General features: G+C 66.8%; 8 protein-coding genes and 2 pseudogenes. 4 read left to right on the top strand and 6 right to left on the bottom strand.

The genetic code is table 11. The annotated features are described in order from the left end of the window. Positions 1 to 2: 2 nt before the first annotated feature. The 3 genes from FHS96_RS29035 to FHS96_RS29025 form a co-directional block, all read right to left on the bottom strand. On the bottom strand, positions 3 to 2,039 hold the full coding sequence (locus FHS96_RS29035; RefSeq protein WP_429600254.1) for a TonB-dependent receptor plug domain-containing protein: 2,037 nt from the start codon (positions 2,037 to 2,039) through the stop codon (positions 3 to 5). A gap of 66 nt (positions 2,040 to 2,105) precedes the next feature. Continuing rightward, positions 2,106 to 3,518 carry a porin gene (locus tag FHS96_RS29030; RefSeq protein ID WP_429600251.1) on the bottom strand — a complete coding sequence of 471 codons (1,413 nt, stop codon included), beginning with the start codon at positions 3,516 to 3,518 and terminating at the stop codon, positions 2,106 to 2,108. A gap of 133 nt (positions 3,519 to 3,651) precedes the next feature. Further along, positions 3,652 to 4,626 carry a PQQ-dependent catabolism-associated beta-propeller protein gene (locus FHS96_RS29025; protein WP_429600248.1) on the bottom strand — a complete coding sequence of 325 codons (975 nt, stop codon included), beginning with the start codon at positions 4,624 to 4,626 and terminating at the stop codon, positions 3,652 to 3,654. A 137-nt stretch (positions 4,627 to 4,763) separates the two neighbouring features. Here FHS96_RS29025 and pedF point away from each other — a divergent pair, with 137 nt between their 5' ends. The 4 genes from pedF to FHS96_RS29005 all read left to right on the top strand — a co-directional run bounded on the left by pedF (position 4,764) and on the right by FHS96_RS29005 (position 8,662). After that, on the top strand, positions 4,764 to 5,192 hold the full coding sequence (gene pedF / locus FHS96_RS29020) for a cytochrome c-550 PedF (RefSeq protein WP_429600245.1): 429 nt from the start codon (positions 4,764 to 4,766) through the stop codon (positions 5,190 to 5,192). Positions 5,193 to 5,196: 4 nt separating this feature from the next. Next, positions 5,197 to 6,054 carry a substrate-binding periplasmic protein gene (locus FHS96_RS29015; RefSeq protein ID WP_429600242.1) on the top strand — a complete coding sequence of 286 codons (858 nt, stop codon included), beginning with the start codon at positions 5,197 to 5,199 and terminating at the stop codon, positions 6,052 to 6,054. A 119-nt stretch (positions 6,055 to 6,173) separates the two neighbouring features. After that, positions 6,174 to 7,913: a methanol/ethanol family PQQ-dependent dehydrogenase gene (locus FHS96_RS29010; protein ID WP_429600240.1), complete on the top strand. Its 1,740-nt coding sequence runs from the start codon at positions 6,174 to 6,176 to the stop codon at positions 7,911 to 7,913. A gap of 53 nt (positions 7,914 to 7,966) precedes the next feature. After that, on the top strand, positions 7,967 to 8,662 hold the full coding sequence (locus tag FHS96_RS29005; protein WP_429600302.1) for a response regulator: 696 nt from the start codon (positions 7,967 to 7,969) through the stop codon (positions 8,660 to 8,662). 362 nt (positions 8,663 to 9,024) lie between these two features. Here FHS96_RS29005 and FHS96_RS29000 read toward each other — a convergent pair. From FHS96_RS29000 to FHS96_RS28990, 3 genes and pseudogenes are all read right to left on the bottom strand, one after another. Next, positions 9,025 to 10,101, bottom strand: a pseudogene (locus FHS96_RS29000) (ATP-binding response regulator); the annotation flags it as partial. An 87-nt stretch (positions 10,102 to 10,188) separates the two neighbouring features. Then, positions 10,189 to 10,986, bottom strand: a pseudogene (locus FHS96_RS28995) (PAS-domain containing protein); the annotation flags it as partial. A gap of 241 nt (positions 10,987 to 11,227) precedes the next feature. Further along, a complete protein-coding gene (locus FHS96_RS28990) occupies positions 11,228 to 12,388 on the bottom strand; it encodes an FIST N-terminal domain-containing protein (RefSeq protein ID WP_429600237.1) in 1,161 nt (386 codons plus the stop codon). Positions 12,389 to 12,701 lie beyond the last annotated feature (313 nt).

Here is a 12,701-nt window from a genome sequence, read left to right as displayed (position 1 = left end):
CTTTATCGTTCGAGCTTGATCCCGATCCAAAGCGTGCGCGGGGTGCCGAGATCGATCGATCCGGCAACATTGCGGGTGACGACGGCGGTATCGAAGAGGTTCTCCGCGCGGCCGACAAGGAAAGCGCCCTTGCCGAGCGGCACGCGCGCGACCGCATCGACGGTCAGCGCATCCTTCAGCGCATCGGTCTCGCGATCATCCTCGAACTGGCGGCCGACATAGCGCAGCGTTCCCGACAGGTTCCAACCGGGGGCGGGGCGCCAGCCGAGCGTCGCGCTCGCCGCATGGCTCGGGGTCTGCGCCGGGATCAGCCCGTCAAACGCTTCGCCCGGCGCATCCACCCGGCTGTGGCCGTAGGCGTAGCTCGCCAGTGCGAAGACCTGCCCGAGCCGCAGGCTGCCCGAAAGCTCGACGCCCTTCGCGGTCACCGCATCCACATTCTGCCGTTCCCGCAGGCTGGTTCCGATCGTCACATTGGCGATCGCGCCTTCCAGCCGGTTGTAGAAAGCGGTCGCAGCGAGCGTGACGCCGGGGGCAGGCATGAGATCTACGCCCGCTTCGACGCCCTTCAATCGCTCAAGCCCCAGCGCGGCATTGGCCCGCGTCGTCACCGGGAACACGGTGAAGGGACGATAGAGTTCGTTGAGCGTCGGCAGGCGGAAGCCAGTATAGCCCGCACCGCGCAGCGCGATCGCGCTCGACAGCTTCAGCAATCCGCCCGCGCGGAAGCTGGGGCGCCAGCCGTCACGATCGGCGAATTGCCGATCGTTGGTGACCATGCCGACGGCATTGCGCTCGGTCAGGAAACCACCGTCGATCGACCAGTGATCGAGCCGCGCGCCGCCAGTCAGCGTGAGGCGGCCGATCGTCCAGTCATCTTCGACGAACAGGCCGAAGGTCGCCTGCTCGCCACCGGCGTTGCGACGGACCGTGACGGCGCCGGTAGTGAACCCGTCCTCGAACATCTCGCCATCGGCCAGCCGCGCGTCCGCACCGATGCGCAGCAGATGCGCGCCGCCAACCGGCGGGCGCAGCTCGATCTTACCGCCATAGCCGGTCGAGGGCGTGTTGCGCTGGTCCAACGTCTTGCGGAAGCTGGTGGCGCTGATCACGACGTTGGAGAAGTTGCGCGCCTGCACATAGGCGAGCAGATCGACCTGCCAGCGCCCCCGCGACACCAGCCGGATGCTGGCGTCCTGCCCTTCCGAATGGCTGTCCGCACCTGCGAAGCGCAACGTGCGGTCATCGCTGAACAGGAGCCCGCGGAACTGGACTTCAAGGTCCGGCGCGATCGGCGCGACCGCGCGCAGCCCCGCCGACCAGCTTTCATAGCGCGCGCGGGCGGTGGCCGCGACGCGCTGGTCGCGCGGCGTGGTATGGAAGCCGTCGCCACGGTCCCACCGGCCGGAGAGCGTCACGAAGCCCTCGCCGAGATCCGGGGTGATGGCAGCGGAGAGTTCAGTCGCATCCTGGCTGCCGTAAAAGGCGCTCGCCGCCACCCTCGGCAGTTGCGCGCGACCGGCGCTGGCGAGTTCGATCGTGCCGGCGACCGCGCCTGCCCCGAATGCGCCGGTACCGCCGCCCCGGGTGATGCGCGCTTCGGCGAGCCGCTCGGGGGCGAGCGCGCTGTAGGGGATATAGCCGAAGAAGGGATCCGCCTGCGGCACCCCGTCGAGCAGCAGGAGGGTGCGGCTGGAGGCATTACCGCCCAAGGCCCGCAAGGTCGCGCCCTGCGCCGATGGATTGGCCGAGCGGCTGTCCGATCGGCGGAACTGCTGGAAGCCGGCGACGTCGGCCAGGATATCCTCGATGCGGCCCGCGGCGCTGTCGGTCAGCCGGTCACGGTCGATCGTCACCGCGCCATAGGCGGGCGTTCCCGGTGGCAGCGGCAGGCCTTCGCCCGTCACGACGATCGGATCGCCTTCGTCCGGCGCCCCTTCCGCCGCAGCCGGGCTGGGCAGCGCCAGCAGCGCCAGCGCCAGCGCCGGCAGCGACGGCGCAAGCCGGAACGGGATCGGACGTGGCAGGGCTGGGGACATCAACGCTCTTTCGTCAGACGGGAAGCGGCACCCGCCGGGCCCCGCCTCCCCATTGTGGACGGGTTGTCAGAAGAAGAGGATTGCGCCAGCGGCAAGCGTGTCGCCCTCGGCCTGGTTGCCATTATGCGCCTCGGACTGGGTATGGATATATTCGCCGATCAGCGTCACCCAGCTCGTGAGGCCGTAGCGCAATTGCCCCACATAGCTGCTGTTCTTGTCGACCAGGGTCGGGTTGGCGAGCGCGTCGGCCAGGTTTGCATAGTCCAGCGTGCTCTGGCCGTAGCTGCCGCCGACCGACACCTTGCCGAAAGTGGCGAGCGCCTGGAGGTAGAAGCCCTCGCTGTCGCGCGCGTCGCCGGCGCCGTCGCTGTCGAACAGGTTGAGCGCGGTCGTGCCGAGGCCCGAGGCCCGGTAATAATAGCCGGTGACCGTCAGCGGGCCATAGGTCAGCTTGGCGCCGGTATCGAAGCCGCTGCCGGTATAGGATGCGCCGGCGAGCAGTGCGTTGTGCTTCTGGGTGATGCCCGAGAGCCACAACCGCGCGGTCAGATCGCCCCAGGTGCCGTCATAGGTAAGCTTGGCCTGGAAGCCGGGCGACTTGTTGTTCTCCGCAGGGCCGGTCAGCGAGCTCAACGGCTCGAAGATGCCGGCGCTGAGCTGGAAGCCGCCGAGCTTGGGCGAGCTGTAGGTAATCTGCGGCTGGAAGTCGGTGTAGATATAGCCGATGCCGATCCGGCCGAGCGAGGTGTTGGACGGCGCGACATTGCCGCCGGTGGTGCCGACCGACAGCAAGGTGATGTCATTGAGGATGCCTTCCGATCCGAACAGGCCGATGTCGCGGCCGATCTTGAATTCGCCGAGCGTCGGCTTGCCGAAGGTGAGGTAGGTCTGGCGGAAATCGATGCCCGCGGTCTGCAGCGCACGAGGATTGCCCGGGCTGTTGGCGCCGCCGCCGGCATAGCTGACGCTGTTGATGCCGGGATACATGCCGAAATGGGCACCGACATCCCAGCCGGCCTGGTTGGTGGTGACGTCGATCTTGAAGAAGCCCGGCAACAGCCCGTTGCGAATGGCCGAACTGTTCTCCCCCACCGGTGCGACACCGCCGGTGACGAGCTTCGTCGGCCCCGGCGTATCGCCATTGTCATGCGTGTAGAAGCCGTTGACCGAGCCCGAGAACTTGATGGCGACGCCGCCAACCTCCATGCCGATGCCGCTTTCGGTCATCCGCACCAGTCTTTTGTCGTCGAGCGCACCCTGCGCGGACTGCATCGCCGGCTGCCGTGGCGCGACGCTCGTCGGCGCGGCGGTTGCTTCGGCCTCTTCCTGCACCAGCAGCGCCTGATACTCCTCGTCGGTGAGGATGCCTTTCTCGTGCAGCCGCTTCAAGAGATCGGCGGTCGTGCCCGCAGACGCCGGTGTCGCCAGGCCCGTCATGGCAGCCGCCACCGTTCCCGCAAGTAGCAGGGTTCTTCCCATTGCATCCTCCCATTATGCGCCCTGTTTCGGGCACTGGGAGCATGGGATCGGGGACGCGCGGTCGATATTGGACTTTGGTTCTCGTTCCTTCGGACGGCAGCACCGCTCCAGCAGGGTCCACTGATCAGCGGCGTCATGGTGCCACCACCAGGCCCCAGGGGCCTTCGCCGGCGGCGATGGTGCCCACCACCCGGGCGGTGGCCAGATCGACGATCGACACGGTGTCGGAAAGGCCGTTGGCGGTATAGGCACGCCGCCCGTCCGCGCTGATTGTGAGGTGCCACACACGCTTGCCGACAGGGACATAGGCCCTGACCTTGCGCGTCGCGACGTCGATCAGCGCGATATGGTCGGCGCGCCCCAGCGCGACCACCGCGGTCCTGCCATCGGGCGTGAAGCGGATGCCGCATGGAAGCATCTTGTAGTCGGCGACGCCGGGAATGGAAAAGCCGATCGACGTCACCGGCTTGCGGCTCGCGACGTCGATCAGCTCGACCGTGCCGCCGATCTCGGCGGCGACCCATAGCTCGCGTCCGTCGGCGGTGAACTCGACATGGCGGGGGCGTTGGCCGGTCTCGGTGGCGTCGACCATCTGCCGGGTCGCGAGATCGATCCAGTTGACGACATTGTCCTCCTCGGAGGTGACGACCAGCCATTTGCCGTCCGGGCTCTGGTCGACGCCCTCGGGCTCCTTGCCGACCGAGACCTGGAAGGCGACGCTGCGGGTGGCGAGATCGATCGCGGTCACCGCGGCATCATCCTCATTCGCGGCGAACAAGGTGGCGCCGTCGCGCGAGAGGCGGAATTGCTCGGGATCCTGCCCCGCAGGCAGCTCGGCGACGAGCTTGCCGGTGGCGCGATCGATCATCTGAACGCTGTGGTCGGCGCTTGCGCAGAGATAGATGAAGCGGCCGTCCTTCGAGAGGGTGATGCCGCGGGGGCGGCCGCCGACCGGCCAGGTCGCGGTCACCGCCATCGTCGCCGCGTCGATCACGGTCACGCTGTTGCCGCGCTCGTTCGAGACATAGAGCGTCTCGGCCTGTGCGGCGGCGAACGGCAGGCAGGCGGAGGCGCTGGCGAGCAGCGCGGCCATCATCATCCTCTTCATGGCCTGATACTATCCTCCGGCGGCTGGCGAGGAGATTGTACCAAAGACCAATGGGGCCGCCGTCCCGGCTGACCTAGCATTTGCGCCATCGGGATCCCCCGCCCGGATCAGCTCGGGCGCAAAGCAAAGAGGTCGGGATGAGGATTTACGGACGGATCGCGCTGGTCGGCGCCTTAACGCTCGCCGGATTGTCGGTGTCGTCGGCATTGCTCGCGCATGGCGACGTCACCCCGCAACCGGTCGACACCAGCATGCTGCCGGAGATCGGCGCGGACTGGCTCAGCAAGAACCCCTATACCGGCAACGCCAAGGCAATCGAGGTCGGAGCCTCCGCCTACAACCAGAATTGCGCGCGCTGCCATGGCCTCGGCGCGGTTTCGGGCGGCATCGCGCCGGACCTGCGCTACCTGGAACTCGGCGAGTCCGGCGACCAGTGGTATGTCGAGCGCTTCCGCCATGGATCGTCGCATGACGGCAAGGTCTATATGCCGCCGTTCGGCGACGCGCTGGGCCAGAAGGCCGGATGGGCGATCCGCGCCTGGCTCGAAACCAAGCACGAGGAATAGGGCGATGCTGAGCCGGCGCTCGCTGCTCGCGGGCCTCGGGGCCAGCCTCGTCGGATCGGCGCCCGGCGCCCCCGCGCACGCCGCGCCGCTGGCCAAGGTCAGGCAGCTCGGCGTGCTGCGCGTCGCCGCCTATCTCGACAATAGGCCCTGGTCGTGGATGGAGGGCGGCAGGCTCGTCGGCATCGATGTCGAGATCGCGCAAGCGCTCGCGGCGAGGCTGGGCGTGCGCGCTGACATCGCCGGGCTGGCCGCGGACGAGAGCGTCGACGACGATCTGCGCAACGCGGTGTGGCGCGGTGGCCTGCTGGGCTTCACCGCGGCGGATGTGATGATGCACGTGCCGTTCGACCGCACCTTCGCCGCGCGCAACGACCAGGTCGCGATCTTCTGTCCCTATTACCGGGAGCGGTTCGCGCTGGCCTGCGACCGCGATGCGGTCGACTGCGAGGCGCCGCCGGTCAGCTACAAGGGCAAGAGGCTGGCGGCCGAGCTGGATTCGATCCCGGATTTCTACTTCCTCGGATCGTTCGGCGGGCAGTTGGCCAACAGCGTCGTCCATTTCGCGACCGGGTGCGAGGCGGTCTCCGCCGTCATCGACCGCAAGGCGGATGTCGTGCTCGCCTCCAGCGCGCAGATCGAGACGGTACTTGGCAGCGGCCCTGCGCCGCATGTCGCGCGACGCAAGGGGCCGGTCCCGCTGCTGACCTCCCCGGGATGGGACGTCGGCATGGCGGTAAAGGAGAACAGCCGCTCGCTGGCCGACGCGATCGAGGAGCAGATGGCGGCGCTGGCCGCGGCGGGCGATCTGGCCGCGATCTTCGCGCGCCATCATGTCGCTTATGTGCCGGCGCTGGCGGGCTGAAGGGCCGACCCAAGGACCAATATCGGGCGGGGGCGTCATTTGCATAAGGTCTCCGTGTGAAAGTTGGCAGAATGACCGGCACGGGCCACCGGCCCGCTCCGGCACCAGGGAGGATGGAGATGAAGGCAGGTTTGAGACACGCGCTGGCCGGTGCCGCCGCGGTGGCGATTGCGCTTGCAGCACCCGCGGCGGCGAACGGCCCGAGCGATGCGGAGCTGATGGCCGACGCGACGTCGACCGGCGATGTGCTGACCTATGGCATGGGTCCGCAGGCGCAACGTTTCAGCCCGCTGCAGACGCTCAGCTCCGAGAATGTCGCGAAGCTGGTGCCGGTCTTCTCCTCGTCGCTGGGCGGCGAGAAGCAGCGCGGGCAGGAGGCGCAGCCGATCGTCTATGACGGAACGATCTACGTCACCGGCAGCTATTCCCGCGTCTTCGCCTTCGATGCGCGCACCGGCGAGGAGAAGTGGCAATATGATGCACGCCTGCCGGACGGGATCATGCCGTGCTGCGACGTCGTCAACCGCGGCGCCGCCATCTATGGCGACAAGATCATCTTCGCGACGCTCGACGCGCGGCTGGTCGCGCTGAACCGGATCACCGGCAAGGTCGTCTGGAACAAGCAGATCGCGGATTATCAGGCCGGCTATTCGGCGACGGCGGCGCCGATCATCGTCAAGGGCATGGTGATCACCGGCAATTCGGGCGGCGAGTTCGGCGTGGTCGGCGCGGTCGAGGCGCGCGACGTGAACACCGGCGAGCTGATCTGGCACCGGCCGGTGATCGAAGGCCATATGGGCACCTTGCGCGGCAAGGATAATGGCATCACCGGCAAGACCAATGCGAGCTGGCCGGGCGACACCTGGAAGACCGGCGGCGGCGCGACCTGGCTTGGCGGCACCTATGATCCCGAGACCAACCTGCTGTTCTTCGGCACCGGCAACCCGGCGCCGTGGAACAGCCATCTGCGCAAGGGCGACAATCTCTACACCGCGTCGACGCTGGCGATCGATCCCGACACTGGCGCGATCAAGTGGAGCTTCCAGACGACACCGCATGACGGCTGGGATTTCGACGGTGTGAACGAGTTCATCCCCTTCGACGCGACGATCGACGGCAAACCGATGAAGCTCGGCGCGAAGGCGGATCGCAACGGCTATTTCTTCATCCTCGACCGGACCAACGGCAAGTTCCTGGGCGCGCACCGCTTCGTGATGCAGACCACCTGGGCGAGCGGCTTCGACAAGAAGGGGCGGCCGATCTACATCGACGCCAACCGCCCCGGCCCGCCGAGCGCGGAAAAGGGCACAACGGTGTTCGCTTCGCCGAGCTTCCTCGGCGGCAAGAACTGGATGCCGATGGCCTACAGCCAGTCGACCGGGCTGTTCTACATCCCCTCGAACGACTGGGGGATGGACATCTGGAACGAGCCGATCGCCTACAAGAAGGGCGCCGCCTATTTGGGCGCCGGCTTCACGATCAAGCCGATCGCCGAGGATCATATCGGCGCGCTGCGGGCGATGGACCCGAAGACCGGCAAGATCGTGTGGGAATACAAGAATAAGGCCCCGCTGTGGGGCGGGGTGCTGACCACCGCGGGCAACCTCGTCTTCACCGGCACGCCGGAAGGCTATCTCAAGGCGTTCGACGCGAAGACCGGCAAGGAATTGTGGAAGTTCCAGACCGGGTCGGGCGTGGTCGGATCGCCGGTGACGTGGGAACAGGATGGCGAGCAATATGTCGCCGTCATGTCCGGCTGGGGCGGCGCGGTGCCGCTGTGGGGCGGAGAGGTCGCCAAGACCTTCAAGGACATCAACCAGGGCGGTTCGCTCTGGGTGTTCAAGCTGCCCAAGTCATGATGATCCGGACAACCGGCGCGGTCCCCTTGCCGCGCCGGCCGATCTCTGAGACGATGGGGCAGGTTGCTGTGCGGCGGGACATGATGATAGCCGACGAAGCCTCGATGGACCGCATCCTCATCGTCGACGATCATCCGCTCGTGCGCGACGGCCTGAGAAGCGTGATCGCCGTCAGCTTCGACCAGTGCGAGATCCTCGAGGCGGCAAGCCTCGAGGAAGCCACCGCGACGCTCGACCGCGGCGGCAGCTTCGACCTGGTGCTGCTCGACCTCAACATCCCCGACGTCAACCGGCTGGACGGCCTCCGGCGGCTGCGCCGCGACTTCCCCAGCCTGCCTATCGTCATGGTTTCCGGCGAGTTCGACCGGCATGTCGTGCAGGAAGCCTTGGGGGAGGGGGCAGCGGGCTTCATCCCCAAGTCGATGAAACGATCGGCGATCGTCGAAGCGCTCCATCGGATCATCTCGGGCGAGATCTACCTGCCCGAACTGCTTGGACCGGACGATGAATCGCTGCGCCAGGACGGCGAGATCCGCGCGCGCATCGACAGCCTGACGCCGCAGCAGAAGATCGTGCTGAACCACCTCGTCCACGGCCGCCTCAACAAGCAGATCGCGCATGATCTGGGCGTGTCGATGACGACGGTGAAGGCGCATGTCTCCGCCATCCTTCAAAAGCTGAGCGTCTTCAGCCGGACGCAGGCGGTGATCATGGCCAACCGGGTACGGTTCGGCTCGACGGAGCATTGAGGGCCGGGAAAGCCGGCTCTCCCTTTCGTCATCCCGGACTTGATCCGGGATCCCGCTTTTGTGGGATGCACAAAGAGGAAGAATAAGCGGGATTCCGGATCAAGCCCGGATGACGAAATTTGCCATAATATGCTTTTTAAAATGTTCGCGGATTGATGCGCGTTTGTAGGGGCGAAGGTGACAAAGGTTACAGTGAAGATCGAGATCATCGGTTCGCTCTGATCGCCGAAATGCGGAGTTTCGGGTCGATATGCTGATCCGGTGCGGTTCTCATCGTCCTTCAGTCGTAATGAAAGCGCACTTTGACTTCGATCTCCGGTTCGACCTTTTCTCCCCTCCCGTTTACGTGAGGGAGAGGGGGCTCAGCCCAGCACCGTCCGCAGCAGCGCGCGGAGTTGGGCGGGTTTTACCGGTTTGCCGAGGAGCGGCATGTTCTGGCCGTCGAGGCGGGCCTTGAGCTCGCTGCTGCGGTCGGCGGAGATGATGATCGCGGGAATATCGCGGCCCACGGTCTGGCGGACGCGCTGGACGGCGTCGTCGCCGGTTTCGCCATCGTCGAGGTGGAAATCCGCGATGATGATGTCGGGTGTCACCGCTGCCGCGCTCTGCACTGCTTCGGCCACGGTCTTCGCCACGCCGACCGCGCAGCCCCAGTCGCCGAGCAGCACCTGCATGCCGCGCTGGATCTGTTCCTCATTGTCGACCACGAGCACGCGCAGATCGCGCATCGAGCGGGTCCGCATCGCCGGGCTGATGGCGACGGCAGCGTCGCTCAGCGCCTCGCCAGCGGGCAGCAGGATCGAGAAGCTGCTGCCTTCGCCGGGTGCCGACCGTAGCGCGATCGGGTGGCGCAGCATGTCGCTGGCGCGGCGGACGATGGCGAGGCCGAGCCCCTTGCCGGGGGTGCGGCGGCTGCTGTCGAGCCGGCGGAATTCCTCGAAGATCTCCGACTGCTTTTCCAGTGGGATGCCGGGGCCGGTATCGTCGATCGAGACCCGGACGCCATCCGCGCCGGAGGTGCAGCGCACCCGCACCTCGCCCCTGGGCGTGTAGCGGATCGCGTTCGACAGGAAATTCTGCAGGATCCGGCGCACCAGCCGCACATCGCTGCGTACCCATTGTCCGCTCGCCTCGATCCGCAGGTCGAGCCCGGCGGCGGAGGCGAGGGGGGCAAATTCGATGCGCAGCGTATCGAGCAGCCCCGCCAGGCAGAAATCCGCGAATTCGGGCTGGATCGCGCCGGCATCGAGCCGGGAGATTTCGAGCAGGGCCTCCAGCAGATCCTCGACCGAATCCAGCGCGGTCGAGGTCTGGTTGACGAGCGCGCGGGTGGGCAGCGCCAGCTTGCGGTCGGCGAGAGCAGCGATGAACAGCCGCGCGGCGTTGAGCGGCTGGAGCAGATCATGGCTGGCGGCGGCAAGGAAGCGCGTCTTGGAAAGGTTGGCATGTTCCGCCGCAATCTTCGCCTCTTCCATCTGCGCGGTGCGCTCGGCGACGCGGCGTTCGAGCGCCTCGGCGGAGCGCAGCGCCTCGGTGATGTCGGTAAAGCTCATCACCATGCCGCCATCGGGCATCAGCGCGCGGCGCACGTCGATCACCCGGCCATTGGCGTGGTGGCGCCGCGCGATCGCGTCCGGCGCGCCGGGGGAGAGCCAGTCGAGCGGGCGATGATCGTCCATCCGGCCGTTGTGGCGCGTGCAGGTTTCGACCAGCCCGGCGTGCGTCTGGATCAGCCCGATGCCGTCCGCGGGCAGCCCGATCACCGCGAGCAGCGGGCCATTCCATGCGACCAGCCGGCGTTCGCGATCGAACACGCAGACGCCCTGCGGAATGGTATCGAGCGTGGTCTGCAGGATGACGCTCTTCTCACCGAGTTCGCGCGCCCGTTCGCGCGCATCCTCCGCCTTGGCCTCGGTGATGTCGGTATAGATGCCGACGATGCCGCCCTCGCTGGTGCGCAGCTCGTTGATCTGCACCCAGCGACCATCGGCCAGCGCCTGGACATGGCCGCCGGCGGCGATGCTGTGGCGGGCCAGCCGGTCCGACACCCAGCGATCGGGCGCGACGCGTGCGCCCACGGTCAGCCCACGATCGGCGATGACGCGGACGATCTCATGGAAGCGCGGCGCCCGCTCGACGAGATCGGCGACCTCGGGCCAGAACCCCAGATAGGCCTCGTTATAGAGCACCAGCCGGTCGTCGGCATCGAACAGCGCGAACCCCTCGCTGATCGACTGGATCGCGTCGCGCAGCCGCAGCCGCGCGGCGTCGGCGACGACATTGGCCTCGGCGAGCTCGGCATTGGCGGTCGCGAGCAGCGCCATCGCATCCTCGAGCGCCTGGGTGCGATCGCGCACCATCGTTTCCAGCGCGATCGCGGTTTCGAACATGCTGAAGGCGCTGCCCTGCATGTCGCTCGACCGCTCGACCCGGTCCATCAGCGCGGCGTTGATCTTCTCGAGCTTGGCGATCCGCGCGTGCAGCCGCGCGACCTCATCGTCGCCGGCACCGGCGGCGGGCGAGGGGAGGACCGGTTGGGTCGCGATGTTCATCCGGCCGCCATCATCACTGGCCGATCGCGAGGCCGCTGAACGTCTGGTTGACATGGGCGGCATGATATTGCTCGCCATAGGTGTTGAACCCGACGACATGGTTGCGCGCGTAGAGCTGGGAGACCGCGCGGGCGATCTGGCGGCGTTCGGCATCGATGCGGTTGAGCACGCAATCGAACGCGATGACATGGTCGATCGCGCCGACCTTGTCGGTGATCTCGTCGAGCAGGGCGCTGATGCCGGCGAGGCGATCGACCGGTTCGCCGATAGTGAGCACGATGCCCTCGTCGATCGCGCAATAGAAGGTCAGGCTGCCATCCGCGTTTACGCTCTGGATCGAACGGACATAATATTCGCCGCCGGCGCGCACCATCGGCGGATGCGCCGCAAAGAAGGATTCATCGAGAGCCTGGCCGGGGTTGCCGACGAGGCGCAGATATTCGGCGGCCGCGGGCTCGGCATTGAGCTCGGTCACCACCCGGTCCGCCGGGATCGCCCCGGTGACGACCATCTTGCGATCGCCCGGCACATAATGCTGCGAGCGGAAGACGTGCATCTTCTTGGTCGACGATAGGATGGCGACGACGGCGGCATCGCCGTGGAAGCGGCCGCCGTGGAAGATGCCGGTCTCGTCGAACTGCATGCCGTCACCCGAGGAGCCGCCGATCAGCGGGATATCACCCAGCGCATCCTGCACCGTCATCGTCAGCAATTCCTCGCGATGCGAGAGGCCGTCGACGAGGAACAGCGCGGCGTGATGGACGCGGCCGCCCAGCACGCGTGAGCCGATTTCGGCGCGCGCGGCAAGATCGCGGATCGTTGCCGATCCCGCCCGCGTGTCGAAGGCGTCCAACTCGTCGAAACAGTGCGCGGCCATGTGGAAGCAGTCCGCCGGGAAGCCGACGAAGGCGATGCTGTCCTGGTCATAGCCGGTCGAGGTCATCTCGCCCGAACTGGTGCAGCCGATCACCCGCACACCCTCGGTGACGCGGTTGATCGCGCGTGCCAACGCGTCGCGATCATAACGGTGCGAACAGAAGATGATCGCGCCCGCCAGCCGCACATCGCCGATCTGGTCACTGATCTCGGCAAGCGCCGCGTAAGGATCGCTCTCGTGCGACGATGCGAACAACACCTGGCTGTCGCGGATCATCTCGCTTGGCAGGGCACCCATCAAACTCTCTCCCGACATTCTTTTTATATCGGTCGGTCTAGCACCGGTGCGTGCCGCCGTCAGCCTCGGCATCGCCGGTGGTGCGGTGCATTGCCGGAATCGGGAACGGCGGACGTCCCAATGGAAGGACGCCCGCCGATCGACGGCAGACCGGGGAGAGAGAGGGGGAGTGTCCGCCGATGCGCCGCCGTTGTGCAACATGGTCTCAGAAGAAGCCGAGCGCCTTCGGGCTATAGCTGACCAGCAGGTTCTTGGTCTGCTGATAATGATCGAGCATCATCTTGTGGGTTTCGCGGCCGATGCCCGACTGCTT

The organism is Sphingomonas zeicaulis, assembly GCF_050433225.1.
GTDB classification, from domain to species: Bacteria; Pseudomonadota; Alphaproteobacteria; order Sphingomonadales; family Sphingomonadaceae; genus Sphingomonas_D; species Sphingomonas_D zeicaulis.
Note: the sequence above shows the minus strand (reverse complement) of the source record. Positions and strands in the feature narration are given on the sequence as shown.